General features: G+C 65.7%; 26 protein-coding genes. 12 read left to right on the top strand and 14 right to left on the bottom strand.

The features are described from left to right. The first annotated feature begins 147 nt into the window (after positions 1-147). The 5 genes from HH800_RS16450 (at position 148) to HH800_RS16430 (ending at position 4810) form a co-directional block, all read left to right on the top strand. Positions 148-1146: an NAD-dependent epimerase/dehydratase family protein gene (locus tag HH800_RS16450; RefSeq protein WP_169863356.1), complete on the top strand. Its 999-nt coding sequence runs from the start codon at positions 148-150 to the stop codon at positions 1144-1146. A 298-nt stretch (positions 1147-1444) separates the two neighbouring features. Then, on the top strand, positions 1445-2452 hold the full coding sequence (locus HH800_RS16445; RefSeq protein WP_037507643.1) for a KpsF/GutQ family sugar-phosphate isomerase: 1008 nt from the start codon (positions 1445-1447) through the stop codon (positions 2450-2452). 8 nt (positions 2453-2460) lie between these two features. After that, a complete protein-coding gene (gene kdsB / locus HH800_RS16440; protein WP_169863355.1) occupies positions 2461-3261 on the top strand; it encodes a 3-deoxy-manno-octulosonate cytidylyltransferase in 801 nt (266 codons plus the stop codon). Continuing rightward, positions 3258-3851, top strand: a complete 594-nt coding sequence (locus tag HH800_RS16435; protein ID WP_169861717.1) for a histidine phosphatase family protein — start codon at positions 3258-3260, stop codon at positions 3849-3851. Before kdsB ends, HH800_RS16435 begins: the two co-directional genes overlap by 4 nt. Positions 3852-3955: 104 nt before the next feature. Further along, positions 3956-4810 carry a hypothetical protein gene (locus HH800_RS16430; RefSeq protein ID WP_159366978.1) on the top strand — a complete coding sequence of 285 codons (855 nt, stop codon included), beginning with the start codon at positions 3956-3958 and terminating at the stop codon, positions 4808-4810. Positions 4811-5224: 414 nt separating this feature from the next. Here HH800_RS16430 and HH800_RS16425 read toward each other — a convergent pair whose 3' ends face one another. The 4 genes from HH800_RS16425 to HH800_RS16410 form a co-directional block, all read right to left on the bottom strand. Beyond that, complete coding sequence (locus tag HH800_RS16425) at positions 5225-5845, bottom strand: DUF3885 domain-containing protein (RefSeq protein ID WP_169861716.1); 621 nt, start codon at positions 5843-5845, stop codon at positions 5225-5227. A 154-nt stretch (positions 5846-5999) separates the two neighbouring features. Beyond that, a complete protein-coding gene (locus HH800_RS16420; RefSeq protein WP_169861715.1) occupies positions 6000-6338 on the bottom strand; it encodes a hypothetical protein in 339 nt (112 codons plus the stop codon). Continuing rightward, on the bottom strand, positions 6335-7528 hold the full coding sequence (locus HH800_RS16415; RefSeq protein WP_235681902.1) for an aromatic ring-hydroxylating oxygenase subunit alpha: 1194 nt from the start codon (positions 7526-7528) through the stop codon (positions 6335-6337). The genes HH800_RS16420 and HH800_RS16415 overlap by 4 nt, the downstream gene beginning before the upstream one ends. Before the next feature lie 108 nt (positions 7529-7636). After that, on the bottom strand, positions 7637-8227 hold the full coding sequence (locus tag HH800_RS16410) for a TetR/AcrR family transcriptional regulator (RefSeq protein WP_010337563.1): 591 nt from the start codon (positions 8225-8227) through the stop codon (positions 7637-7639). A 99-nt stretch (positions 8228-8326) separates the two neighbouring features. On the opposite strand from HH800_RS16410, the gene def reads away from it, so the two are divergent. Beyond that, a complete protein-coding gene (gene def / locus HH800_RS16405; protein WP_004210855.1) occupies positions 8327-8857 on the top strand; it encodes a peptide deformylase in 531 nt (176 codons plus the stop codon). An 81-nt stretch (positions 8858-8938) separates the two neighbouring features. Here the strand turns inward: def and HH800_RS16400 are convergent, their stop codons facing one another. From HH800_RS16400 to HH800_RS16360, 9 genes are all read right to left on the bottom strand, one after another. After that, positions 8939-10699, bottom strand: a complete 1761-nt coding sequence (locus HH800_RS16400; RefSeq protein ID WP_169861714.1) for a hypothetical protein — start codon at positions 10697-10699, stop codon at positions 8939-8941. Continuing rightward, positions 10696-12402, bottom strand: coding sequence for an Hsp70 family protein (locus tag HH800_RS16395; protein WP_169861713.1), 1707 nt, complete (start codon positions 12400-12402; stop codon positions 10696-10698). The genes HH800_RS16400 and HH800_RS16395 overlap by 4 nt, the downstream gene beginning before the upstream one ends. 159 nt (positions 12403-12561) lie before the next feature. Next, positions 12562-13260, bottom strand: coding sequence for a phosphate regulon transcriptional regulator PhoB (gene phoB / locus HH800_RS16390; protein WP_004210860.1), 699 nt, complete (start codon positions 13258-13260; stop codon positions 12562-12564). Positions 13261-13263: 3 nt separating this feature from the next. Next, on the bottom strand, positions 13264-13959 hold the full coding sequence (phoU, locus tag HH800_RS16385) for a phosphate signaling complex protein PhoU (RefSeq protein WP_004210862.1): 696 nt from the start codon (positions 13957-13959) through the stop codon (positions 13264-13266). 108 nt (positions 13960-14067) lie between these two features. Continuing rightward, positions 14068-14856, bottom strand: a complete 789-nt coding sequence (pstB, locus tag HH800_RS16380; protein ID WP_004210863.1) for a phosphate ABC transporter ATP-binding protein PstB — start codon at positions 14854-14856, stop codon at positions 14068-14070. A gap of 8 nt (positions 14857-14864) precedes the next feature. Beyond that, entirely contained in the window at positions 14865-16106 is a 1242-nt protein-coding gene (pstA, locus tag HH800_RS16375) for a phosphate ABC transporter permease PstA (RefSeq protein WP_169861712.1), read from the bottom strand. A gap of 124 nt (positions 16107-16230) precedes the next feature. Then, the gene (pstC, locus tag HH800_RS16370) at positions 16231-17625 is read right to left on the bottom strand and encodes a phosphate ABC transporter permease subunit PstC (protein ID WP_004210867.1); all 1395 of its coding nucleotides are present in this window, start codon (positions 17623-17625) and stop codon (positions 16231-16233) included. 7 nt (positions 17626-17632) lie between these two features. Then, the gene (locus HH800_RS16365) at positions 17633-18688 is read right to left on the bottom strand and encodes a substrate-binding domain-containing protein (protein ID WP_017499005.1); all 1056 of its coding nucleotides are present in this window, start codon (positions 18686-18688) and stop codon (positions 17633-17635) included. 143 nt (positions 18689-18831) lie between these two features. Continuing rightward, positions 18832-20085, bottom strand: a complete 1254-nt coding sequence (locus tag HH800_RS16360; RefSeq protein WP_159365431.1) for an ATP-binding protein — start codon at positions 20083-20085, stop codon at positions 18832-18834. Between the two features lie 99 nt (positions 20086-20184). Between HH800_RS16360 and HH800_RS16355 the strand changes: the two genes are divergently transcribed. The 5 genes from HH800_RS16355 (at position 20185) to HH800_RS16335 (ending at position 24098) form a co-directional block, all read left to right on the top strand. After that, on the top strand, positions 20185-20625 hold the full coding sequence (locus tag HH800_RS16355) for a hypothetical protein (protein WP_169861711.1): 441 nt from the start codon (positions 20185-20187) through the stop codon (positions 20623-20625). Between the two features lie 97 nt (positions 20626-20722). Continuing rightward, positions 20723-21901 (top strand): glycosyltransferase, encoded by a 1179-nt coding sequence (locus tag HH800_RS16350; protein WP_169861710.1) that lies wholly within the window; start codon positions 20723-20725, stop codon positions 21899-21901. Between the two features lie 66 nt (positions 21902-21967). Continuing rightward, a complete protein-coding gene (locus tag HH800_RS16345; RefSeq protein ID WP_004210877.1) occupies positions 21968-22252 on the top strand; it encodes an HPr-rel-A system PqqD family peptide chaperone in 285 nt (94 codons plus the stop codon). After that, positions 22249-23112, top strand: a complete 864-nt coding sequence (locus tag HH800_RS16340) for an HprK-related kinase A (protein ID WP_169861709.1) — start codon at positions 22249-22251, stop codon at positions 23110-23112. Before HH800_RS16345 ends, HH800_RS16340 begins: the two co-directional genes overlap by 4 nt. Next, a complete protein-coding gene (locus HH800_RS16335) occupies positions 23109-24098 on the top strand; it encodes a nucleotidyltransferase family protein (protein WP_169861708.1) in 990 nt (329 codons plus the stop codon). Before HH800_RS16340 ends, HH800_RS16335 begins: the two co-directional genes overlap by 4 nt. A 62-nt stretch (positions 24099-24160) precedes the next feature. On the opposite strand, the gene HH800_RS16330 is transcribed toward HH800_RS16335, so the two are convergent. Then, positions 24161-24754 carry a TetR/AcrR family transcriptional regulator gene (locus HH800_RS16330; RefSeq protein WP_169861707.1) on the bottom strand — a complete coding sequence of 198 codons (594 nt, stop codon included), beginning with the start codon at positions 24752-24754 and terminating at the stop codon, positions 24161-24163. 72 nt (positions 24755-24826) lie between these two features. Between HH800_RS16330 and bdcA the strand changes: the two genes are divergently transcribed. Beyond that, complete coding sequence (gene bdcA / locus HH800_RS16325; RefSeq protein ID WP_099233386.1) at positions 24827-25540, top strand: SDR family oxidoreductase; 714 nt, start codon at positions 24827-24829, stop codon at positions 25538-25540. Positions 25541-25654 lie beyond the last annotated feature (114 nt).

Here is a 25654-nt window from a genome sequence, read left to right as displayed (position 1 = left end):
AGGGAATGCCTAAGTATTCCGCCGCATGGAAGCCTGTATCGAACGGCTTATGAGGGAAAGGGCTTTACATCGCGCGTCGGATTGTCTGTGAACCGCCATGGCTCTGGCGGCGACGCGCCTGTCGGCCCGATCAAGGAGGATGACGCTTTGACGATCCTGGTAACCGGCGCGGCCGGCTTCATCGGCATGGCGGTGGCCGACCGGCTGCTGGCCGACGGGCGCGCCGTGATCGGCATCGACAATCTCAACGACTATTATCAGGTCTCGCTCAAGCGCGATCGGATCGCGGCGCTCGAACAGCGCCATGGCAAGCTGTTCACCTTCGCCGAACTGGACTTTGCCGACATGCCGGCACTTCAGGCGCTGCTCGCCGATCATCCGATCGAGGCGATCGTCCATCTCGGCGCACAGGCCGGCGTGCGCTATTCGCTGATCAATCCCCATGCCTATGTCCAGTCCAACCTGGCCGGCCATGTGAACATGCTCGAACTGGCGCGGGAACGGCGGGTGCGTCATCTGGTCTATGCCTCTTCCTCGTCCGTCTATGGCGGCAACGAGAGCTTGCCCTTCCGGGTGGAGGATCGCACCGATCATCCGGTCTCCCTCTATGCCGCGACCAAGCGGGCGGACGAGCTGATGAGCGAGACCTATGCCCATCTGTTCCGCGTGCCGATGACGGGGCTGCGCTTCTTCACCGTCTATGGTCCCTGGGGCCGGCCCGACATGGCGATGTGGATCTTCACCCAGAAGATCCTCGCCGGCGAACCGATCCCGGTCTTCAACCATGGCCGGATGCAGCGCGACTTCACCTATATCGACGATATCGTCGCCGGGGTGATCGGCTGCCTTGATTCCCCGCCGGGCGATGACGGCGCGCTCAAGGCGGGCGGCAGCCGGGCGCCGCATCGGCTCTACAATATCGGCAATAATCGGCCCGAGGAACTGATGCACCTGATCGCCGTGCTGGAGGAGGCTGTGGGGCGCAAGGCGCAGCTGGACTTCCAGCCGATGCAGCCGGGCGACGTGCCGGCGACCTTCGCCGACATCAGTGCGATTGCCCAGGATATCGGCTTTGCGCCCACCACCGGGATCGAGTCGGGCGTGCCCCGATTCGTCAACTGGTATCGCGACTATCATCGACTGTGAGTGTTGGAACATATGTCGAGTTGTCGAAAAGTTCCTCGGCTTGTCGATGATTTAGCTCATTTCGTCTTGTATTTCTGCCCCATTTCCCCTGCCTTCCGACTTCAGTGCCCCTTGCCGCACTTGCGAAATGGATTGCCATAAGTGCCTGAAACGGCGTAGACAGTTGCAGGGTGCTGATTGCGAAATCGGCCTGGGGTCGCGGAACAAGGGATGGACGCTGCGCTGGCAAGGCGCATCGACACCGCGGGCGTCAGCCGGAGCATGTCGGCGGCGATACGCGGAAAAAAGGGCAAGAAGCGTGTCGACAGTTTCGAAGATCGTTCCTTTCGGCTCGGGTGCGCATATTGTGGAGACGGCGTGCAGCAGTCTCGCCCTGGCAGCCAGGGGGCTCAATACACTCGAAGCCAAATTTTCCGACCGGGAATTTTCCGCCGCCTTCCTGCGGCTCGTCGGTATCATCATCAATGTCCGGGGACGGGTGATCGTCACCGGCATCGGCAAGAGCGGCATCGTCGCGCGCAAGATGACGGCGACGCTCACCTCCACTGGCACGCCGGCGCTGTTCCTGCATCCGGCCGATGCCGGCCATGGCGATCTGGGCATGGTGACGCCGGACGATGTCGTGCTGATGCTGTCCCATTCGGGTGAATCCACCGAACTCGGGCCGATCATCCATTATTGCAAGCGCTTCGGCGTCCCGCTGCTGGCGATGACGGCGCAGGCGCAGAGCACCGTGGCCGAGGCTGCCGATGTCTGCATGCTGATGCCGGCGGTGCGCGAAGCCTGCCCCAATATGCTGGCGCCCACCACATCGACCACCTTGCAGATGGCCTTTGGTGACGCACTGGCGATGTCGCTGATGGAAATGCGCGGCTTTTCGGCCGACGATTTCTACAAATTCCACCCCAATGGCCGTCTTGGGGCGCAGCTCGTCAAGGTGCGCGAACTGATGTCGGCGGGCAGCGACGTGCCGCGGGTGTGCGAGGATTCCTCGCTGCTCGACGCCACGATCGAGATGACCCGTGCGCGCCTTGGCGGCACGGCCATCGTCGACCAGCGTGGCCAGCTGATCGGCGCCTTCACCGATGGCGATCTGCGCCGGGCCGTGACCGGCAAGCAGAATCTGACCGATGCGGTCGGCCGTTTCATGACCGTGACGCCGCAGTCGATCGGTCCTGACGAACTGGCGTCGGAAGCGCTGCGCATCATGCACGATCGCAACATCACCCTGCTGTTCGTGTGCGAGGATGGCGATCTGGTCGGCGCGCTTCACATGCATGATCTGCTGCACGCCGGGGTCGCCTGACCATATTGGTGGTCATTCCGGCGCGGGCGGGGTCGTCCCGCCTGCCGCGCAAGCCGCTACGCCTCATTGCGGGGCGCAGCCTGCTGCATCGCACGATCGCCATGGCGCGCGCGGCGATCGGCGCGCGCGCCGGCGTCGCTCTGGTCGTCGCCACCGATGATGACGAGATTGCGGCCCATGCGCAGGCCGCCGGCTGCGACGCGGTGATGACCGACAGCGCGATCGCCACCGGCTCCGGCCGCGCTCTCGCCGCCGCCCGCGCGCAGGCCACCCAGCCCGACTTCGTCGTCAATCTCCAGGGGGATTCGCCCTTCCAGCCCAAGGGAGCGCTGGGCGCGGTGATCGAGGCGCTGGATGCCGGCGCGCAGGTCGCGACCCCGGTGATCGGGCTCGACTGGGCCGCGCTCGATGCGCTGCGCGAGCATAAGCAACGCTCGCCCTTCAGCGGCACGACCTGCGCCCGCGGTGCGGATGGCCGGGCGCTCTGGTTTTCCAAGACGATCATTCCCGCCATCCGCGATGAGGACAGGCTGCGTGCCGCCGGTCCCATATCCCCCGTCTGGCGCCATGTCGGCCTTTATGGCTATGCCTATGATGCGCTCGCCCGGTTTGAGGCATCGCCGCCCACGGCGCTCGAAAATCTGGAAGGGCTGGAGCAGTTGCGGCTGCTGGAACTGGGCATCGATATCATGACCGTCCCGGTCGATCCGCCTGTTTTCGACAGCAGCGGCATCGATACCGAGGCCGACATCCAGCGGGTCGAGGCGCTGATTGCCGCCCATGGAGATCCGACGCCGGCCCTGTCATGAGCCGGCGCATCTTCGTCATCCGCCACGGCAACACCTTCGCCTCCAGCGCCGATGCGCGCCGGGTCGGGGCCGGCACCGACATTCCACTGGTCGACAGCGGCATGGCCCAGGCCCAGCGTCTCGCCAGCTATTTCGCGGCCCGGTCGCTCGGCGCCGTGCGTCTCTACAGCGGCCCGTTGCTGCGCGCGCGCCAGACCGCGGCGCCGATCGCGGCCGCGCTCGACCATCCGGTCGACGCCATCCTGCCCTGGCTCGACGAGATCGACCATGGCCCGGACGAGGGGCAGCCGGAGGCGACCGTCGTGGCGCGTCTAGGCGAAGCGGTGATCGCCGCCTGGGACCGGGACGGGATCGTGCCCGATGGCTGGACCGTCGACGCCCCCGCGCGCATCGCTGCCTGGCGCACCTGGTTCGCCGCAGAAGGGGAGGGGGCGGAATTGCTGGTCACCAGCAACGGCGCCGCCCGCTTCGCCCTGCTGGCGCTGAGCCTCGCCCATGGCCAGCTCAAGCTGCGCACCGGGGCCTTTGGCGAACTGGTCGTCGATGCGCCGGGCCAGGTGCGGCTGCTGCGCTGGGACGAGCGCCCCTAGGGATTATTCCCGGCCGATCTCCGCAAAGCCCGCGATTGGCCCCCGCTCTCGTTCGGGCCATTCTGTCCCCGCGCAGAATGTTCGAAAGGGGAAGGCGCTTGGCCATGCAGACCGGATATCATCGCAAGATCGCCTGGCTCGCAGGCCTGGTCGCCATGGCGCCGCTGCCGGCGATCGCGCAGGATGCGGGATCGTCGGCAGCGCCTGCCATCACCTCCGGGCCACCGCCGGCGGGCGGCAGCGACCAGGATCTGGCGCTGCAATTGTCCAACCCGGTCGCCTCGCTGATCAGCGTGCCGTTCCAGGAAAATCTCGACTTCGGTGCCGGGGATGATGGCATCAAGTCGACGCTCAACATCCAGCCGGTGGTGCCGATCAGCGTGGGCAAGGACTGGAACATGATCGTGCGCACCATCGTGCCGGTCGTCGCGCAGAATAGCTATCAGGGACCTGGCACGGATGCCTTCGGCCTTGGCGATATCACCCAGAGCTTCTTCTTCTCGCCCAAGGAGAATAAGGGCATCATCTGGGGCGTGGGGCCCGCCATCCTTTATCCCTCGGCAACCGATCGCTATCTGGGCGGGGACAAATGGGGCGCCGGCCCGACCGTCGTGCTGCTCAAGCAGATGGGCCAGAACACGGTCGGTTTCCTCGGCAACCATATCTGGTCGATCGCCGGCAAGGATGACCGTTCCGACGTCAGCGCCAGCTTCATGCAGCCCTTCTTCAGCCACACCACGTCCCACGCCACCACCTATGGCATCAACGCCGAAGCGGCCTATGACTGGAAGGGCAAGGACTGGCTGGTGCCGGTGAACCTTACCGTCACGCAACTGACCAAGGTCGGCGACCAGGCGGTGCAGGTGGGCCTTGGCGGCAAATATTATGCCGTCTCGCCCGACGGCGGCCCCGAATGGGGCATCCGCATGATCTTCACCCTGCTGTTCCCGAAGAAATAGCGGTTTCGCAGTCACGCAGCCGAAGGTCAGCGTCCCTGAAGCGGAGCAACCAACATCCGGAGCCATGGGGCGACAGCCCCGGATATCGGGCGGCTGCGACGCGATGCCAGCTAAATGGCCAGGATGGGTGGTTTCCCGCCATTCCCCTCCCGCAAGCGGGAGGGGCAGCGAGACTTGCGCGCGCAGCGCGTTAGTCGCAGCGGGGTGGGCTTTCGCGATGTCCAGCCCACCCCCTACCCCCCTCCCACCTGCGGGAGGGGGAACAGGCCCGCTTCTGGTCGAGCAACTTTCCTACCCAAGAGCGGACCGACCGCTATCGGGCAGGCCCGGTGGCGATCGACGGGATGAGCGACGCTCAAGGGTGGTTTGCGGACTGTCAGCTTTGGAGGGGCGCGGCGTCAAAAGCAGGCATGATTAAAACAAAATGCCCATTCGCTCCCGATCATAGTCGAGAAGCCATCCATCGAAGGCCGAATACGTATCGCGCAGTTTTGCCGCATCGTCAGCCATTACGTCCATTCCCCGATCATCATAGGCATGGAGCATGATCGAATTAACGGGATCGATCAAAAAAGTCACAACGGGGGCGTTTGGATAGATCGGCATTTCACTAGCAATCGCGTGCCAGAGAATGGTATCACGAGCAGTCTTATTATCGCTCATTTCGTAGCTGCGAACTGTCCACAAATCCACTTCATTGCTATCGGAATCTAGATAAAGTGGGGTGCTCCACTCGTCAATTTGAGCGGCGTTAAAACCAGTATATTTTAGCGCCTCAAAGCCATTCTCTATTTCGGCATTCCCGAGAGCGTTCGGCTCTTGTCCGTTCCAAGCAACCAGACCAACGCAACTCTGACGGAATAGCTTGTCGGCTATTGTTGAAGATCGATGAAGTGCTTGGAGAAAACGAGGAACTGGCTGGCTGATGTTATCGAACTCCTCGCCGCCAAGCTCAAAACGCAACCGCACATCATCCGGGCCTAACCGAGGTGCCCAAAGTCTTGACCATATATTTTCTATGCCAGAATTTGCCATGACGCTCGTTATCAGGATCGACCCGGATGGCGCAATGTCAGCTTACGGGTTCGCCAAACGCCGAACTAACCGGCAACAACGGTCGTCAGCGGTCAAAACCCGATCCTCGTAATTGCTTTGCTGCGCTTGGAATGACGGGGCGGGCCTGCGTCTCTCAGGCGCCTGCCGGGGTCCGGGTAATGTGCATATGCTGGCGCTGGCGGGCGTGGGCGGGTTCCTGGTCGCCCAATATCTCTTCGGTCAGCGAGACATGGGCGAGGGTCAGCATCATGTCCATCAGCCTTTGCTCGGCCGGCGGCAGGGCGTCGATCGGGTAGCGGTCGAGATGGGCGAGGGCGGCGTCGAGCAGGGGCGCGGCCGCCGCGAAGAAGGCGGTGCGGTCGGCGGGGGCGGCATCGCCGCGCCGGGCGGCGCGGGCGATCGATCCGTCGATCGCCCAGCGATCGGCAAAGGGGGCGAGCGCATCGAAACCAGTGGGGAGGAGCGTGGTCATGCCATTGCCTCCGCCCGCGAGACGGGCCGGGGCGCAGTGCCGGCCAGGTCGGCACGATAGGCCTGCACCCGTTCGTCGACGGCGGTGAAGAGGTGGCGGCACAGCGCCTCCTGCGCCTGGAAATGGATATGTTTGAGCGCGCCGCTGTTGAGGCCGCGCTGCCCCGCCTCGATCACGTCGCGATCCTCGGCATGGATGTCGCGCGCGCTGGCCATCGCATATTCGCGGGCATAGCGGCGGCTGGCGCAGTCATCCTCGCCCTTCCAATAGAGGCGGATCACGCCGCGCGAGCGGCGGGCGTCGATCGGCCAGACGGTGTGAGAGAAGGGCTGGGCCGGCGATCCGAGGATGAAGAAATTGGGAAAGAGCGCGAGATAGTCGCGGCTGTGCGGGCCGGCGGTGCCGTCGGCCATGGCGAAGCGGGCGGCGCGGCCGAAGGATTGCGCCTGCACCGGCTGGGGCGCGGGATCGGGATTGGTCCAGATCGTCTGGGTGCGGTGGGGGCCATGAAAGCCCATCTTCACCGGATAGCCGAACGGATTATCCTCCCCCACTGCCGGTGCGCCGGAGCGGGGATGGATGAAACGGAGATGGTAATTTTCCTGGAAATTGTCGTAGGTCAGCTTCCAGTTGGCGTCGATCTCATAGACATATTCGGAGAAGGTGGTGGCCTGCGCCGCCGGGAAGCCGTCGAGCATGGTCGCATAGGGGCCAAGATCATCGCGCAGGCCTTTGTCCGGCGTGCCGAGATGGACGAAGATCAGCCCGCCGCAGATGTCGAGCGCGACGCGGGGCAGGGCGCAGTCGGCCTTGTCGACGAAGAAACGATCGAAATCGGGGGCGGCGAGCAGCGCGCCATCGGTGCCGAACGACCAGCGATGATAGGGGCAGGAGAAAGTCCCGCGCCTGCCGCTTTCCTCCTCGACCAGCTGGGTGCCGCGATGGGTGCAGACATTGTGGAAGGCGCGAATCTCGCCATCGCGGCCGCGCACGATCAGCAGCGACACATTGAGTGCCTCGATCTCGCGGCGGATGAAGCTGCCGCTGTCGGGCAGTTCGCAGACATGGCCGATCTGCAACCAGGCGCGGCGGAACACCGCTTCCCGTTCCAGCTCGAACCAGGCCGGATCATGATAGGGGGCGGCGGGGATCGGCGCGGTGCCGAGCCAGGCCAGACTGTCGTCGCTCATGCCCTGAAAGCCGGGCCGTTCGCCGTGCATCATCGCTCTCCGCTGTCTATCTTTTCGACAGCATGAGCGGGTCAATCTAAATTTGCAACATGATTGTTGTAAATTCCGTCAGTCGTCGGCGATGCCATCCCGGCGCAGCACCCGCTGCTGTTCCTGGCGGAAGCGGGCGATGGTGGCTTCGGTGTCGAGATCGGGGGCGACGCGATGGCGAAAGACGCGCGGGCCGATCAGCGCGCTGGTGAGCAGCATCACGCAATAGACTTCGGCGTCGATCGGCTCGTCGGGGAAGGCGGCGGCAAGGCTGGTGCCGATGCCCGATACCAGGGCGTCCCAATGCGGATAGCTGGCGCGGATGTCGCCGGGTGCGATGAAATCCTCGATCCACAGCGACATGATGGCGGGATTGTCGAGCACGAAGCGGGTGACATAGTCGATCCGCGCCTGGCGCGGCAGTTCCGGGCGGAAGGCGGCGACGATCTGCTGCGAGGACCAGAGCTTCACCGCCGCGACTAGGGCGTCACGATCGGTGAAATGATAATAGATGGTGGTGCGGTTGACCCCGGCGGCGCGGGCGAGGGCGGACAGGGACAGCGCATCGATGCCGCGATCGGCGATCAGCCCGACCGCCAGCTCGATCAGCATCTGGTGGGTATCCTCGAAGGATTTATAGCGGCGCTGCTGTGCGGTTTCGTCGGTCACGCCCCTTCGCCTAGACCCCGCCGGGCGGGGCGGCAAGCGGTGCGTGGGCCAGCGCCCGTCTCGCTTGAAATTTTCCCCCGTTCCGCCTATGTTTTCGCCATGGCCATTCTTCCGATCCTTGAGGCGCCCGATCCGCGCCTGCGTACCATTTCGACCCCCGTAGAGGCGATCGACGACGATCTGCAGCGTCTGATCGACGACATGTTCGAAACCATGTATGACGCGCCGGGCATCGGCCTGGCCGCGATCCAGGTGGGTGTGCCCAAGCGCATCCTGGTGATGGATCTGCAGGAACCGGAATCGGATGAGGAAGGCGCGCCGCCGGTCAAGAAGCCGATGGTGTTCATCAATCCGGAAATCCTGAAGGAATCGGACGAGCAGTCGGTCTATAATGAAGGCTGTCTGTCGGTGCCCGACCAGTTTGCCGAGGTGGAGCGCCCGGCGGTGATCCGCGCGAGCTGGATGGACCGCGATGGCCGCATTCATGAGGAGCAGCTGGAAGGGCTGCTCGCCACCTGCCTGCAGCATGAGATGGACCATCTCGAAGGCGTGCTGTTCATCGACCATCTGTCGCGCCTGAAGCGCGACATGCTGCTCAAGAAGCTGAACAAGGCCCGCCGCGCGGCCTGATCGCGGCTTGACCGCTGGCTGATGGACAAGAAGCGTCCTGCCGCAAGGCGGGGCGCTTCTTTCCTATGTGCGATCGCTGGTTCAAATGTGCGGCAACAGGGCGGCGCGGGTGGCCTTGTTTGCATCCAGCGCGGCATCCAGCAGGGCGATGTGGGTCAGGCACTGTTCCCGATCCTTGCCCTTGTTCTGGAAGGCGGCGCTGACCTGATCGAGCGACAGGCCGGACTGGTCGATCACGCGCTGCACGATCTGGCCGGGGATGGAGAAGCTGCCGCCCGGCGGCGGAAGCACCGGATTGTCGGGCATGGCGATGACCAGATCGGCGACCTGCGCCCGCGCGGGATCCCGCAGATCGGCCGGGATCAGCTCGGGATCGGCAAAGGCGCCATGCTTGGCCGCCTCGGCGCAGGCGTGCCAATGATCGCCCTTGAGCGCGCGTTCTTCCTTCAGCCGCTGGCGCTGCATCGCGATCAGGCTGTCGCCGCCCTTCTGCCGCGCGAGCAGGGCATAGCGATTGCGGATGATGCCGGTCATCGCCTCGACATAGCGGGCGCGGGTCCACCCCATGCCCATGCCGGCGCGCCAGTTGCTGGCGAAGAGCGCATGGACGAGCGGCGCCTGGGCATTGAGCAGGTCGAGCGGGATATCCTTGCCGAAGGCGGCGCGTACCGCCGCCTGCATGTCGGCCGCGACATCGCCCAGACCGCCGGGTACGCGCGGGGCGGTGGCGACGGGGATGTCGCTGGCGCTCGGCAGGCTGGGCATGGGCGATCCATTGTCCTGACAGCGCGCCATGGCACCGAGTAACTGCAGCAGGACGACGCCGAACAGGATGCGACCGCCGAAGGATGCGATCGCTCGGCCCGTGCGTTCCTCGCGCAGGGCAATGCGATGCCAATCCAGCCGTTGCTCCAGTTCGGGATAGTCACGGCGGATCGTCGTTATCAGTTCGTCGACCTTGGCGCCCTGCCACCATAGGGCCCAGCTCTGCCCCGGCCGGGTCGGCTTGGCCAATTGCTGCCAGGCGCGATGGAGCGGGTGGCCTTTCTGCTGCACCTGCTGGGCGAAGCGGTCGGAGGCGAGGCGCCGGTTGATGAAATCGACTGCCGGTGGCGCGTCGATCTGGCCGTCCAGCGCCTCCCAGCCGAACAGGCGCGCGGCCGGGGCGAGCAGCGGCTGGGCGCGGGGCCAGGAGCCGGCCAATATGTTGGCAAGCCAGTCGTCGACGCGGGCATGCAGGTCGATCGCGCCCTGCTGCGCTTCGGCATGGATCCGCTTGATCAGGGTGGTGCCGTTGACGATGTCCGCCGGATGCATCGGTCGATCCTGCGACTCCGCGTCCGGATCGGGATAGAGCAGGGCATGGAGCGCATGGTCGGCGCGGCTTAGATCCTGGATCTCTGCGCGCGTCACCGTCGGCACGATCAGCGCGTCGGCCCCGTCGGGCAGGGGCAGGGCGATCGCATCGCCTGCATCCGCGGCGATCCGGCAATCCGGCGCGATGGGTGGCATGCGCCAATCCGGGGGCGGCGTTGCGGGCACGATCGACAAAGGGGCGGATGCGGTATCGCATGTGGCCGGAAGGGAGCCACTGAAGGCCACGTCCGGCGACGGGACGATGACTTCCATCCCGTCGATCATGATGCCGGGGGGCGGCGCATCGGCCACCTCGCCCGATGCCAGCATCAGGGCCTGGTCGCGAGCGTCGCGCAGCGCGGCAAAGCCATCCCGGTCCTGGTCCGGATCGATGGCGCGCAGCCGGGCGGCATAGGCACGGCGGATCGCCTTGCTGTCCGCCGTCGCCTCTATCCCCAGCAATTGCCAGGCGGTCGAAGGGCTCACAGCCCATAATCCTTTTCGACCAGGTCCAGATTCTGGAGCAGGAGCCTGCGCTCCTCGGTGATCAGCCGGCTGTCCTGGGTTTCCAGCACCGACTGGAACTGGGTGATCCAGCGACCAATGGCTTCGCGCCGCTCGCCGATGAAGGATTCGTATCCTTTGCGCGCGCGGGCGAGCGCCGCGACATTTTCCATCGCCTCGCGCGGGTGGAATTTGAGTGCGGCGAGGCGCGCCCGGCTTTCGGCCAGGTCGCGTTCGGCGCGCTGCTCGCTTTCGTCGACGATCACCAGATTGCGGCTCTGGCCCGTTTCCGGCACCACGACGTCGACCTCCAGCAGGCCGCTGCTGTCATAGCTGAATCGACAATCGACCAGTATCTCGCCGGCCGGGCGTGGCGGCACCGGGATGCTGATCGACCCCAGCAGCACGTTGGAGGAGACTTCGCGCGCCTCACCCTGATAGATGCCGAATTCGATGTAGCGCTGATTGTCGGACACGGTGCGATAGGTTTCGACGCGGCTGACCGGGATGGCGGTGTTGCGTTCGATGATCGGCGAGAAGAGGCCATGATGGAAATGGCCGCGCGCGTCGCGCTCCGAATGGTTGACGCCTAGGGTGAAGGGGCAGACGTCGGTCAGCCGGATCTCGTCGAGGGCGGCATCCCTGGCCAGCAACCCGGCCTGCACCGCTGCGCCGAGCGCCACGGCATGATCGGGATGGACCGTGCTGTTGGGGAAGCGGCCGAACATGCGGGTGATGGCACGGCGGACGATGGGCATGCGCGTTGCCCCGCCGACCAGCACCACTTCGCTGAGGGCGCGGACGTCGATGTTGGAATCCCGCAAGGAGCGCAGCACCGGATCGCGCAGCCGGGTAAGGAGGCCCTGGGCCTGTTCCTCCAGCGCGCGGGTGGTGATGCGGGTGCTGCGCTGGTCGTCGCCGATGACCAGCGTGAAGTCAGCTTCATCGGCGAGGGACAGGGCCTGTTTCGTGGCTTCGGCCGCGACCTGCAGGCGGGCCTCCAGTCGCTGCGGATCCTTGTCGTCCAGCGGCGTTTCGGCCTCCAGCGCGGCGCGGGCCAGTGCGATGATCGCGCTGTTGAAATCGTCGCCACCCAGATGATTGTCGCCCGATGAGGCGCGCACTTCGATGATGCCGTCGAACATCTCGACGATCGACACGTCGAAGGTTCCACCGCCCAGATCGAAGACCAGAAAGGGTTCATGCTCGTCGCGATCGTGGACGCCAAAGGCCAGCGCCGCCGCCGTCGGTTCGTTGATCAGGCGCCGCACGGTCAGGCCCGCCAGTTCGCCCGCGCGCCGCGTGGCCTTGCGCTGACGATCGTTGAAATAGGCCGGCACCGTGATCACCGCTTCGGTGATGGGTTCGCCGCAAAATGCCTCCGCATCGGCCTTGAGCGAGCGCAGGATGCAGGCGGACAATTCTTCGGGTGAGTAGCTGTGACCACTCATCGTGGCGCGGCGTTCCGTGCCCATATAGCGTTTGAAGCTGGCGACGGTCCCGTCCGGGTCGGTGGTCAGCCGATCGCGTCCGGCGCGGCCGACATGGATCATGCCCATATTGTCCACGCTGACGATCGACGGTGTCAGCAGGTCGCCCAGCGCATTGGGCACAAGCTGTGCTGCGCCATCCTTCCAGATAGCGGCGGCGCTATTGGTCGTTCCAAGATCGATACCGAGAATCATGATTTCCCCCCGGCCGGCACCTTATGCAAGGCGGTGGCGAAATCCACAGGGCTTTGTTCCGGGAAGATAAAATGCCGTCCACGAGCATGCGCCAAAGAAAAACCTCCCCAGGCAATGTGCCGGGGAGGTTTTTTCTTGTCCGCATGTGCGGGGCGACGATCAGTTCAGGCCGTCGGTGTCCAACGCATAGCCGGCCGAGCGGACGGTGCGGATGATGTCGTGGCGGCCATCGACATTGATCGCCTTGCGCAGGCGGCGGATATGGACGTCGACGGTACGCAGTTCGATGTCGCTGTCCTGGCCCCAGACGCTGTCGAGCAGGCGTTCGCGCGAGAAGACCCAGCCGGGATGCTCCAGGAAATGCTTCAGGAGACGGAATTCGGTGGGGCCGAGCGGGATGACCTGGCCGCCGCGCCGGACCTTGTGGCCAACCGTGTCCATCTCGACATCGGCGAAGGTCAGCGTCTCGCCGGCCAGCGCCGGGCGGACGCGGCGCAGCACCGCGCCGACGCGGGCGACCAGCTCGCGGGGCGAGAAGGGCTTGGTGACATAATCGTCGGCGCCGGTTTCCAGGCCGCGGACGCGATCCTCTTCCTCGCCGCGCGCGGTCAGCATGATGATCGGCACATTGGCGGTGCCGTTCATGCGGCGCAGGCGACGGCAGACCTCGATCCCCGACAGGCTTTCGACCATCCAGTCGAGCAGGACGATGTCGGGCGTGTTTTCCTGCGCCATCAGCAGCGCTTCCTCGCCATCGACGGTATGGGCGACCTCGAAATCCTCACGCTTGAAATGCCAGATGAGCAGTTCGGCGAGCGCCGCGTCATCCTCCACCAACAGCATCTTCGCCCGCGCCATGCCTCAATTCTCCTGCTGCTGGGTGCCGCCGCGTTCGCGTTCGGGCAGGGTCTGGCCCGTTGCGGCATAATAGACCATTTCCGCGACATTGGTCGCATGGTCGCCGATGCGTTCGATATTCTTGGCGATGAACAGCAGGTGCGCGCACTCGCTGATCGTCTTGGGATTTTCGACCATATAGGTCACCAGGGTGCGGAACACGCTGTCGTAGAAATCGTCGACCACCTGGTCGCGCTCCACCACCGCCAGCGCCAGTTCGGCGTCGCGCGCGGCGAAGGCGTTGAGCACGTCATGCACCATCTCGGCCGCGACCTGGCCCATGGAGGGCAGCAGCGACACCGGTTCCAGCTTATGCTGGTTGGCGGCGATCAGCGGCACGCGCTTGGCGATATTCTTGGCATAGTCGCCGATCCGCTCGACCACGCTGACGATCTTCAAGGCGGCGATCACGTCGCGCAGGTCGTTGGCCATGGGCGCGCGCAGGGCGATGATCTGCACCACCAGCTTCTCGACTTCCGCTTCCAGCGCGTCGATGCGCTTGTCGTCGGCGACGACTTCGGCGGCGAGGCGCTGGTCCTGGCGCTGGAGCGCCAGCATCGCATTCTCGATCGCCGCTTCGGCGCGACCGCCCATTTCGGCGATCAGGCCGCGCAGCCGGTCGATTTCCTCATCAAATGCCTTGATCGTATGTTCAGCCATGTTTCTTCTCTCCGCAGGCATCGATCCTGCAGGGATCGATGCCGGAATCTCAAGTGGCGCGCTTTCCAAGCCGCCAGATGCAAGCATCTGGCTCGAAAGCGCGCGGGATCAGCCGTAGCGCCCGGTGATATAGTCCTTGGTCCGCTCCTGGCGCGGGTTGGTGAAGATGTCGCTCGTCACGCCATATTCGACCAGTTCGCCCAGGTGGAAGAAGGCGGTGCGCTGCGACACGCGCGCGGCCTGCTGCATGTTGTGGGTGACGATGACGATGCCATAGCGGCCGCGCAGTTCGTGGATCAGTTCCTCGATCTTGGCGGTGGCGATCGGGTCGAGCGCCGAGCAGGGTTCGTCCATCAGGATGACTTCGGGTTCGACCGCGATGGCGCGGCCGATGCACAGACGCTGCTGCTGACCGCCCGACAAAGCGGTGCCGCTGTCATTGAGGCGATCCTTGACCTCGTCCCACAGGCCGGCGCGACGCAGCGACTTTTCGACGATCACGTCCATGTCCGCCTTGCCCGCGGCGAGGCCGTGGATGCGGGGGCCATAGGCGATATTTTCGTAGATCGACTTGGGGAAGGGGTTGGGCTTCTGGAACACCATGCCGACCCGCGCGCGCAACTGCACCACGTCCATCGAGGGGGCGTAGATATCTTCGCCGTCGAGCGTGATCGTGCCTTCGACCCGCGCCGAGGCGACGGTGTCGTTCATGCGGTTCAAGGTCCGCAGGAAGGTCGACTTGCCGCAGCCCGACGGGCCGATGAAGGCGGTGACATGGTCCATGTCGACATCGATCGACACGCCCTTGATCGCCTGTTTCTCGCCATAGAAGACCTTGACGTCACGGGCCGTCATCTTCGGATTGGCCACGGCCAGGCTTTGCTGTTCTTCGGTCATGGGTGTGATTACCACCGTTTTTCAAACTTGTTGCGCAGGTAGATGGCGAGGCCGTTCATCGCGAGCAGGAAGGCCAGCAGGACGATGATGGCGGCCGAGGTCTTTTCGACGAAGCCCTTCGAGACTTCATCGGACCAGAGGAAGATCTGCACCGGCAGGACGGTGGCCGGATCGACAATGCCGCCGGGCGGCGTGGCGATGAAGGCCCGCATGCCGATCATCAGCAGCGGCGCGGTTTCGCCGAGCGCGCGGGCCATGCCGATGATCGTGCCGGTGAGGATGCCGGGCAGGGCCAGCGGCAGAACATGCTGGAACACGACCTGGACCGGCGAGGCGCCGATGCCGAGCGCGGCGTCGCGGATGCTGGGCGGCACCGACTTGATCGCGTTGCGGCCGGCGATGACGATGACCGGCATGGTCATCAGCGCCAGGGTCATGCCGCCGACCAGCGCGGCCGAACGGGGGAGGTGCAGCAGATTGAGGAAGATCGACAGGCCGAGCAGGCCGAAGATGATCGAGGGCACGGCCGCCAGATTGTTGATCGACACCTCGATGATGTCGGTCCACCAGCTCTTGCGGGCATATTCCTCCAGATAGAGCGCCGTGGCGACGCCGATCGGGAAGCTGAGCACCAGCGTCACCAACATGGTCAGCAGCGACCCCTTGAACGCGCCCCAGATGCCGACTTGGGTCGGATCGGTGCCGTCGCTGGCGGTCAGGAAGCCCCAGTTGATGCCGGTGGCGAGCAGGCCGGCCTGACGCAGGCGCGCGACCTGCGCCTCGGCTTCGGGCGATCCCTTGCTCTTGGCGGCGAGGTCGATCGCGGTTGCGGCGGGCACGTCGATCGTTTCGGTACGGCCCAGGATCTTGGGATCGGCCTTGATCGCGTCGCGGATGGCAATCCAGGCGCTGGGCGAGATCATCGCGTCGGCATCCTTGCCCAATGCCTTCTGCGCGACGGCGCTGGTCACCATCGGCAGATTGGCGTTGGCCAGTGCCTCGTCGGTGATGTTGGCCGGATCGAGCAGCAGCGGCGAGGCCAGGAAATCGACCTTGAGGGCGATTTCCGTGCGGGTGAAACCGCGCATGCCATTGCCGACCATGGTGAAGAGCAGGAAGGCGAGGAAGGCGGCGCTGAGCAGCACGGCGGCCATGCCGGCGGCCTTGAAGCGGCGCTCGGCGGCATAGCGCCGGGCGATCCGTTTGCGCATGGCGTCCGACTTCCAGTCGGTGGGGTTCTTGGCACTCATCGTTTCATTCCCCGTTCGCCCTGAGCGAAGTCGAAGGGCAGGGCTGAGCGTAGCGAAGCCACTTCGCTTCGCTCAGTGATGGGCTTCGACAGGCTCAGCCCGAACGGATTTTGGATAGCCGGGCTCATTCGTAAGCCTCGCGATATTTCTTCACGACCCGCAGGGCCACGATGTTGAGCAGCAGGGTGACGATGAACAGCACCAGGCCGAGCGCGAAGGCGGCAAGCGTCTTGGCGCTGTCAAATTCCTGGTCGCCGGTCAGCAACTGGACGATCTGGGTCGTCACCGTGGTCACGCTGGCGAAGGGGTTGAGGGTGAGGTTGGCAGCCAGACCGGCGGCCATCACCACGATCATCGTCTCGCCGATGGCGCGGCTGACGGCGAGCAGCACGCCGCCGACGACGCCGGGCAGGGCGGCGGGAATCAGCACGCGGCTGATCGTCTCGCTGGTGGTGGCGCCCATCGCCAGGCTGCCGTCGCGCATCGACTGCGGCACGGCGGCGATGCTGTCATCGGCCATGGAGGAGACGAACGGGATGATCATCACGCCCATGACGAGGCCGGCGGCCAGCGCGCTTTCCGAAGAGGCACCATGGATGCCGATCATCACCGCAAAATCGCGCAGGGCGGGGGCGATGGTGAGCGCGGCGAAATAGCCATAGACGACCGTGGGCACGCCCGCGAGCATCTCCAGCGTCGGCTTCATCCACTTGCGCACCGTGGGGCTGGCATATTGGGTGAGGTAGATGGCGCTCATCAGGCCGAGCGGGATGGCGACGATCATGGCGATGATCGCGCCGATGAAGATCGTGCCCCAGAAGAGCGGCACCGCGCCGAACGCGTCCTCATTGCCATAACCCATGGCGGCCGACTGCGGGCTCCATTTGGTGCCGAACAGGAAGTCGATCGGGTTCACCATCGAGAAGAAGCGGAAGCTTTCCCACAAGAGCGAGGCGACGATGCCGAGCGTGGTGATGATCGCGATCAGCGAGGCGATCAGCAGCGTTGCCATGACCAGTCGCTCGACCCGTGTGCGGGCGCGGAAGTCCGGACGGACGCGGGTGAAGGCATAGGCGCCGCCGGCAAAGGCGAGCACCAGCGCCAGCACCGCGCCGGCAATGCCATAATGGCTGAGCGCGGTGCGATAGGGTTCGACCAGCGCGTTGGCGGCCGGGTTGAAGGCGCCGGCCTGCGCGCCGGTGGCGATCGCCCGTGCCTCGCCCAGGATGGCGGAGCGGGAGAAGCCGTCCATCGGCAGGCTCTGCGCCGCCGGGTCGGCCAGGACCGACTGGGTGACGAGGCCGGGCGAGACATTGGCCCATACCGCCAGGAAGATGCCGGCGGGGATCAGCGTCCACAGCGCGACATACCAGCCATGATAGCCGGGCAGGCTGTGTACCGCGTCGCGGCGGCCGCTGGCGCGCGCCACGCCGGCAAGGCGCAGCGCACGGGCGCGGGCGCTGACCCAGGCGATCGCGCCTAGGCCCGCCAGCAGCAGGAGGATTGCAGGACCGGTCATGATGCCCTTACTTCAGCTGCGAACCGTCGAGAACGCTGAGCGACTTGACGACTTCCGCGCTCTTCTTGCGCACGTCTTCCGGCGCCGCGACCATGCCACGCTTGGTCAGCGCGCCGTCGGGGTTCCAGTTGGCGGCGAAGGTGTCGAGGAAGCCCTGCAGGCCACGGATCGCCTGCATATGCGCCTTCTTCACATAGATGTAGAGCGGGCGGGCGCCGGGATATTGGCCGGTCGAGACGGTCTCGTAGCTGGCTTCGATGCCGTTGATCGGCACGTCCTTCAGCGTGTCCTTATTCTCTTCCAGAAAGCTGTAGCCAAAGACGCCGACGGCGTTCGGGTTGGCACCCAGCTTCTGGACGATCAGATTGTCATTCTCGCCCGAGTCCACATATTTGCCATCCTCGCGCACGCGGGTGCAGGTGGCCTTGAACTCGTCCTCGCTCTTCTTCTTGAGTTCTTCCATCGCCGGGTCGGTCTCGCAACCCTTGGTCAGGATCAGTTCGGCGAGCGAGTCGCGCGTGCCGCTGGTCGAGGGCGGACCGAAGACGGAGATGGCGATCGCGGGCAGGCTGGGGTCGACATCCTTCCAGGTCTGGGCCTTGTTCGGACCCTTGCCATAGGGATTGGCGGCCAGCGCCTCATAGACGATCTTGGGGGTGAGCTTGAGGCCGGGGCCCTGCTTGCTCTCAGCGAAGGCAAGGCCGTCGACGCCGACCTGAATCTCGATGATGTCCTTCACGCCATTGCTCTGGCACTGATCGAACTCGGCCTTCTTCATGCGGCGCGAGGCGTCGGCAATGTCGGGATGCTGGGCGCCGACGCCGGCGCAGAACAGCTTCATGCCGCCGCCGGTGCCGGTCGATTCGATGATCGGCGACTTCATGCCGGGATTGCCCTGCACGAACAGTTCGGCGACCGCGGTGGCAAAGGGATAGACGGTGGAGGAACCGACCGCGCGGATCTGGTCACGGGTCGCGCCAGCGCCGCCGCCCGACTGGTCGCCGCAGCCGGCAAGCGAAAGAGCGGCCACAGCGGTCGCGGCGAAAAGGGCGAATTGCTTCACGGAAACCTCCAACTAACAGGCCGCGATTCGCAATGTCGCGCCCCTCAGGGAGGCGCCTAGCCGCGGACCATCGCGCCTTTGTGACAGTCAGATTGCATTTTCATGACATAGGGGCCGGATCGCGTCTTCGGCGTGAAATTTTCTTACGCCCTCGTCTTGGTCGCCGTGTCGTCGGCCGGGGCGCCGGGTAGCAAGATGCTGACATTGGTGCCTTTTCCAAGGACGCTGGAAATATCCAGCCGGCCACGATGCCGTTCGACAATATGTTTGACGATGGCCAGGCCCAGACCCGTGCCGCCCATTGCCCGGCTGCGGCCCGAATCGACGCGATAGAATCGTTCGGTCAGGCGAGGGAGGTGATCGGGGCCGATGCCTTCGCCTTCGTCCGCGACCGACAGGCGCACCATGCCGCTGGGCCCTTCGCCCAGGGTGACATGGATCGGCGTGCCGGGGCGGCCATATTTGACCGAATTGCCGACGAGATTGTGGATGAGCTGCGACAGCTGGGCGCGGTCGCCCTGGATCGCGGGCAGGCCGGGGGTGATCTCCATCTCCACCTCGCGGCCGCGATCGCCATTGCTGGTGCGGAACACGCCGACCACTTCGGCGGTCAGTTCCGACAGGTCGACGGCGGCTTCGGGCAGGCGATATTTCTCCGCCTCGATCCGGCTCAATGAGATGAGATCGTCGATCAGCCGCTGCATCCGGCGCGCTTCGCCGTCCATGATCTTGAGGAAGCGCTTGCGGGTTTCGACATCCTTGCCCAGTTCCGGGTCGGCCAGCGTCTCGATGAAGCCCAATATGCCGGCCAGCGGGGTGCGCAGTTCATGGCTGGCATTGGCGACGAAATCGACGCGCATCCGCTCGGCCGCATAGGTGCCGCTATGGTCGACCAGATGGACGAGCCGGCGCATGTCGCCGACCGCCCCGACCGAAGCGATGCGCATCTGCCAGCGCTGTTCGCGCGTGCCCAGGCCCACCAGTTCGATCATCACCGGTTCGGCGAGTGGGGCAACGCTGGCCAGTCGCTCGGCGGCGGCGGGGTGGCGGATCGCGATGCGCGCATCCTCCCCCTCGATATGGCTGCCGAGCAGGCGTTTGGCGGCCTGGTTGGCATGGACGATGCGGCCCCGCTCGACCAGCATCAGCGGATCGGAAATGGCTTCCAGCAGGCCGGGAAAATCGGGATGGGCGAACAGGTCGGGCGCATCGAGCGCGATCGTCGGCACGTCGCGGCCGACCGGCACGCCTTCGGCCGTGATGACCAGCACGATCAGGCCGGCGAGCACCGGCAGGGCGATGGCGAGCGGCGATCCGCCGAGAATCAGGGCACCGCCCGTGCCCAGCAAAAGCACGGCCAGCGAGGCCGTAATCTGAGAAATTGTCAGTCGATTCATGGTTACCGCGCTGGATTCTTCGCGCATTTGCTGCGATGGCTGTGATCAATAGCGCCCAATATTTACGCTTTGGCAAGCGCGATAGCGGAACATTGTGACATGAGCGAGCCCATCCCCGGACCGGAAAGCGTGGAGCCTGAAAAGGCGACGAACGAAGCCGTTGCGCCCGATCTGGCCGTCCCTTCGCGGCGCCAGTTGCTGATGGGCGGCGCGGTCGCGGCATCGGCGATCGTGTCGATCCGCCCGGCGCTGGCCAATACGGCGGCGTCTGTTCTCAACTGCACCATTCCGGTGCCCGATCCGTCGCGGTCGGGCAATTATATCGCCCCCAATGGCCAGATGGTGCCGGCGGGAACGCCGGGCGCCTATCCGGCGAGCGGGCGCACCTATACCGGCGAGCAGGTCAAGCAGGCATTGCGCGGCCGGCCGCTGCCGGGCACCAGCTATGAACAGAACCAGGCCTATCTGAACTATATTCGCCGCCTCCAGTCGGGACAGAGCGGCTTTACCTGTTTCGCATCGCTGCAAATGCCGCGTTAAGCCCCAAAGCCGGGTTGAACTGAAAGAACCGATTACGGGTCGCCCGCGTTGACGGCGTCGAAGCATCGACATTTCCGTCGAGCGCAAGGGCGACACCATGTTCCATGCACGCCAGGTGGCGGCACATTCTCCATTCGCGGTCGTCTATCTCTATCGCCCCGGTGACGGGGGGCTTGACCGGGTCGCGATCCAGCTTGCCAATCATCTCCACCGGCGCGGGCTGCGGGTCGAACTGTGGCTGGCGCATCTGGACGGGCCGCTGGCCGGGATGATCGACCCGGCGCTGACGGTGCGCCGTGTCTGTGCGCCGCGCTGGGCCCGGCGGCTGTCGATGATCGCGCAATTCCTGCCGCTGGCGGCGATGGTGCGTCGCCATCGGCCCGATGTCGTCTATTCGGCCGGCAACCAGAGCAACATGCTGGTTGCCGCCGCGACGCTGGGCACGCAGACCCGTGCGGTCGGCCGCATTTCCAACCCGATCGTCCGGCCGGGACAGCAGGGCCTGTCCGCCTGGGCGCGCAAGACCCGGTTTCGCGCAATTGCCAGGGCCTGCAGCATGACCATCGTCATGGGTGAGACCGATCGGCAATTGCTGGCCGAGGAGGGGCCGCTTGGCGGTCGCGACGTGCGGCTGATGCCGCGTCCCACCGTCACCCGGCTGATGGAACAGGCGTGCAACGATCGCGGCACCGCTTGTTGCCCGCAGCGCCCGGCGCAATTGCTGATGGTCGGGCGGCTGGCGCCGCAGAAGGACCAGGCGACCGCGCTGGCCGCGCTGGCGCAATTGCGGAATCGCGACTGGCGGCTGCGCATCGTCGGGCAGGGGCCGCTGCGCGCCCAGTTGGAGGCGCAATGCACGCGGTTGGGCCTGTCGGACCGGGTCGAGTTTCTGGGCTTCGTCGATTGTCCGCACCGCATGGCCAGCCTGTTTGCCGAGGCGGACCTGCTGTTGCAGCCGTCCTGCTGGGAAGGGCTGGCCGGCACGATGATCGAGGCGCTGGGCTGTGGCGCGGGCGTGGTGGCGACCGATTGCACCCGCAATATCCATCCGCTGCTGGCTGCCGCCGGCCAGCATCCGCCGGTGCCGATCGGCCATGTCGATGGCTTTGCCCGTGCGATCGAATGGGCGCTAGCCCATCCCGCGCCGCCCGAGCAGCTGGCGCAGGCGGTGCGCGAACATGGGCTGGACCGGGCGCTCGACACCTATATGCGCGCGCTGATGACGGTCGGCGCGCGCGAGCTGCCGGTCGGCGTGGCGCTGCAGGCCTTTCCCTGATGCGTTAGGCACTTGGCTACCCTTTTGGCTTTAGGGCAAGAGGGGAGCCATGGAGGTGCCGGACGCGTGGTCAGGGAAGAAGTTTATCGTCGAGAAGGGGCGGAGGCGATCATCGTCCGGCCGCTGGATGATATCGTCCTGCTCTATCATCGCCCGTCGGGCCAGACCCATATGGTGATCAGCCCGGTGCCCGAGATATTGGACGCCATGGCCGACGGCCTGCCGGCGAGCGCGGCGATGCTGCGCGATCGGCTGGCCCTGCTCTATGATCTGGGCGAGGGCGATGTGGTGGGCGAGATCGGCCAGCATCTCGCCTATCTCGACCGGATCGGGCTGGTGCGCCCGGCATGAGGCACAGCCTGACCCTGCGCATCGGCCCGGCGACCTTCCGCATCGGTTCCGCCTGGGCACAGCCGATCGACCAGCTGAAGCGGCTCTATGCCGATTATCCCGACGTCGGTGGCGCGATCGCCGATTTCACCGTGCGGTTGCAGCCGACCAGCGCGGTCCGGCGCTGGGTACGCCCGTCCATCTTCATCACCGGCGACCATGGGCTGGCCGACGCGGCGCCGATGAGCCTGGCGCATGGGTTGCTGGCAGCGGAAATGGGGATGAACCTGCAGATGGCGCTGGGCTGGCGCCGACATCTGCTGCTCCATGCGTCGAGTGTCGAGAAGGACGGGCGGGTGCTGGTGATGACCGGCGAGTCCGGATCGGGCAAGTCGACGCTGGCGGCGCAGCTGGGCGAACGCGGCTGGCGGCTGATGGGCGACGAGTTTGCGCTGCTGGATCTCGACAGCGGGGCGATATTGCCCTTTCCCCGGCTGGTGTCGCTCAAGAACAAGGCGATCGAGGTGATCGCGGGCGAGGTGCCGGGTGCGCGCATGGGGCCGCTGCTGGGCGCGACGGCCAAGGGCGACATCCGCCATATGGTGCCGCGCGCCGACGCGGTGGCGCGGATGGGTGAGGGCGGGATGCCGGCGCTGCTGCTGTTCCCGCGCTTTGGCTCCGGGCCGGCGGAACGGCCGGTGGGGCGGGGGGAAGTGTTCATGCGCCTGACCCAGGCGTCGACCAATTATGTCGCGCTGGGCGAACCGGCCTTTGCTGCGCTGACGCGCTTCGTGGCGCAGGTGCCGGCGCGGGCGATCGACTTCCCCTCGGGCGAGGCGGCGATCGCCATGGTCGACCGGCTGTGGAGCGAGATCGCATGAGCGCGGCACTGCTGGTCGGGGCGCTGCGCGATCCGGCGACGACGGCCGGGCTGGACGCGGCCGGCTGGAACAGCCTGATCGCGATGGCACGGGCGGAGCGACTGATCGGGACATTGGCCTTCCGGTTGGAGGGGCAGGCCGTGCCCGATGCGGTGCGGCCGATCCTGGCGGACGCGAAGGAAGATGCCGCGCGCGAGGCGCAGCAGGCGGTGTGGGAGGCGGACCGGGCCCGGGCGGCACTGGCGCCGATCGGCCTGCCGGTGATCCTGCTCAAAGGCACGGCCTATGCGGCGGCGGGCCTGCCGGCGGGGTGGGGGCGCTTCATCGGCGATCTCGACATATTGGTGCCGCGCGACCGGATCGATGCGGCGGCCGATGCGCTGATCGCGGCCGGCTGGGAATGGGTCAAGGAAGACCCCTATGACGACGCCTATTATCGGCGGTGGATGCATGAACTGCCGCCGATGATCCACACCGAGCGCGACCGGATGATCGATGTGCATCATACCGTGTTGCCGTTGACCGCGCGGCCGACGCCGGATGCGGCAGCGATGATGGCGGATGCGGTTTTGATAACTGATGGATTATATATGCTGTCGGCAGAGGACCGGGTCTGTCATGCGGTCGCCCATCTGCTGGCGGACGGCGACTTGCAGGGCGGTCTACGCAACCTGTGGGACATTCACTGTCTGCTGGCTGATGTCGATCCCGAGGCGTTGAAAGTGCGGGCGGCGCGGCACGGCATCACTCCCCATGTGCGGCAGGCGCAGCGACTGGCAGCGGCGATCTATGGCACAGGCGGACGCCTGACCCTGTGGGACCGGCTGGTGCGGGCGCGGTTGCTGGCGCGCAACGGCTGGGGGCAGGAGACGCGCAAAGCGCTGGTCTTCGCCTTCTTCGTGCGGTCGCACTGGCTGCGCATGCCGCCGCTGATGCTGGCGCGCCATCTGCTGACCAAATGGCGCAAGGGGCATCGGCCGCAATAGAGCCTTTTCGAGCTGACCGTTATGCGGTCAGCGGCTCGGAAAAGGCCGCATTCAAAAATAGGTCAGTTGGTGCCTAACGTGGCTTCCAGCGCGAGCCCGGCCATGTTGGCGGTGGCGAGCAGCCGTTCGATCGGCTTGCCGTCGCGGGCATCGGACGACAGGCCGGACATGACCGCCACCATATAATCGGCGACCGGCAGTGCCTGGTCGGGATGGCCGGGGGCCAGATAGTCGCGGACCCGATCGACGCTCCTGTCCTTCCAGCAGCGCGCCTGGGCGGCGGCGGTGGCGTCGGCGCCGCGTGCTGCCTCCAGCACCATGCAGCCCGGCGCGGCCGGGTCGGCGGCATAGATGCGCGCGGCGGTGCGCAGCAATTCGGTAAGTGCGGCGGCCGGCGGCGTGCCGGGCACAAGGATATCGTCCACCGGCAGGGCATTGCGGGCGTAGCGCGCCAGCACCCGGTCGAACAGGGCTGCCTTGTCACCGAAAGCGGCATAGAGGCTGGGCGGATTGATCCCCATCGCCTGCGCCAGCGCGGCGACGCCGACGCCATCATAGCCAAGTTGATGAAACAGCGCCTGCGCCGCAGAAAGGGCGGCATCCTCGTCGAAGGAACGCGGGCGGCCCCGGCTCTTGGCTTTTTCTTTAATGGTCATTACAAAAATCCTTGACGGGCGCGATCGGTGATTTATATAGCGATCATTACAAATTTAGCAAGGAATTGTCCCATGACCGATTTCACTGCCAAGAAAGTCCTCGTCCTCGGCGGCAGCCGGGGTATCGGTGCCGCGATCGTGCGGCGCTTCGCCGGTGACGGCGCCGATGTCGCCTTCACCTATGCCGGGTCGCAGGATGCCGCCACCGCGCTTGCTGCCGATGTCGGCGCCCGTGCCATCCGCTCCGATGCGGCCGATCGCCAGGCGGTGATCGACGTGGTGGCGGGCGAGGGCGCGCTCGACATACTGGTCGTCAATGCCGGCACGCTGGTGCTGGGCGATCCGCTGACGCTGGACGCCGATGCGGTCGACCGGATGATCGATATCAATGTCCGCGCGCCCTATCATGCGGCGGTCGAGGCGGCCCGGCAGATGAACGATGGCGGCCGCATCATCGTCATCGGTTCGGTCAATGGCGACCGCATGCCGTTCGAGGGCGGCGCGGCCTATGCGCTGACCAAGTCGGCGCTGCAGGGCATGGCCCGAGGTCTCGCCCGCGACTTCGGCGCGCGCGGCATCACCGTCAACATCATCCAGCCCGGCCCGACCAATACCGACATGAACCCGGCCGATGGCCCGATGAGCGCCACCATGCACGGCTTCATGGCGATCAAGCGCCATGCCACGGGCGAGGAAATCGCCGGGCTGGCCGCCTATCTGGCGGGGCCGGAAGCCGGCATCATCACCGGCGCCATGCACACGATCGACGGCGGTTTCGGCGCCTGATCGGCCATTCGAGAGGGGCGGCTGAACGGCCGCCCCATCCTGTTGCGCCGCCTCTTTTCTTCGCGGCGCGCGATGCTATGATGCGCGCCAACGGGCCGTGCGGGCGCCCGTTCA

Source organism: Sphingobium yanoikuyae, assembly GCF_013001025.1.
Taxonomy (GTDB): Bacteria; Pseudomonadota; Alphaproteobacteria; order Sphingomonadales; family Sphingomonadaceae; genus Sphingobium; species Sphingobium yanoikuyae_A.
This window is presented reverse-complemented; position numbering and strand designations above follow the sequence as displayed.

Bases quoted from the DNA above. Each gene is read 5' to 3' on its own strand.
- HH800_RS16420 (WP_169861715.1), bottom strand. From the start codon at position 6,338: ATGACCACGCTCCTCCCCACTGGTTTCGATGCGCTCGCCCCCTTTGCC.
- HH800_RS16360 (WP_159365431.1), bottom strand. From the start codon at position 20,085: ATGAATCGACTGACAATTTCTCAGATTACGGCCTCGCTGGCCGTGCTT.
- def (WP_004210855.1), top strand. From the start codon at position 8,327: ATGGCCATTCTTCCGATCCTTGAGGCGCCCGATCCGCGCCTGCGTACC.
- HH800_RS16425 (WP_169861716.1), bottom strand. From the start codon at position 5,845: ATGGCAAATTCTGGCATAGAAAATATATGGTCAAGACTTTGGGCACCT.
- HH800_RS16350 (WP_169861710.1), top strand. From the start codon at position 20,723: ATGTTCCATGCACGCCAGGTGGCGGCACATTCTCCATTCGCGGTCGTC.
- HH800_RS16355 (WP_169861711.1), top strand. From the start codon at position 20,185: ATGAGCGAGCCCATCCCCGGACCGGAAAGCGTGGAGCCTGAAAAGGCG.
- pstA (WP_169861712.1), bottom strand. From the start codon at position 16,106: ATGAGTGCCAAGAACCCCACCGACTGGAAGTCGGACGCCATGCGCAAA.
- HH800_RS16335 (WP_169861708.1), top strand. From the start codon at position 23,109: ATGAGCGCGGCACTGCTGGTCGGGGCGCTGCGCGATCCGGCGACGACG.
- HH800_RS16415 (WP_235681902.1), bottom strand. From the start codon at position 7,528: ATGAGCGACGACAGTCTGGCCTGGCTCGGCACCGCGCCGATCCCCGCC.
- pstC (WP_004210867.1), bottom strand. From the start codon at position 17,625: ATGACCGGTCCTGCAATCCTCCTGCTGCTGGCGGGCCTAGGCGCGATC.
- HH800_RS16330 (WP_169861707.1), bottom strand. From the start codon at position 24,754: ATGACCATTAAAGAAAAAGCCAAGAGCCGGGGCCGCCCGCGTTCCTTC.
- HH800_RS16395 (WP_169861713.1), bottom strand. From the start codon at position 12,402: ATGATTCTCGGTATCGATCTTGGAACGACCAATAGCGCCGCCGCTATC.
- HH800_RS16435 (WP_169861717.1), top strand. From the start codon at position 3,258: ATGAGCCGGCGCATCTTCGTCATCCGCCACGGCAACACCTTCGCCTCC.
- bdcA (WP_099233386.1), top strand. From the start codon at position 24,827: ATGACCGATTTCACTGCCAAGAAAGTCCTCGTCCTCGGCGGCAGCCGG.
- pstB (WP_004210863.1), bottom strand. From the start codon at position 14,856: ATGACCGAAGAACAGCAAAGCCTGGCCGTGGCCAATCCGAAGATGACG.
- HH800_RS16430 (WP_159366978.1), top strand. From the start codon at position 3,956: ATGCAGACCGGATATCATCGCAAGATCGCCTGGCTCGCAGGCCTGGTC.
- HH800_RS16340 (WP_169861709.1), top strand. From the start codon at position 22,249: ATGAGGCACAGCCTGACCCTGCGCATCGGCCCGGCGACCTTCCGCATC.
- phoU (WP_004210862.1), bottom strand. From the start codon at position 13,959: ATGGCTGAACATACGATCAAGGCATTTGATGAGGAAATCGACCGGCTG.
- phoB (WP_004210860.1), bottom strand. From the start codon at position 13,260: ATGGCGCGGGCGAAGATGCTGTTGGTGGAGGATGACGCGGCGCTCGCC.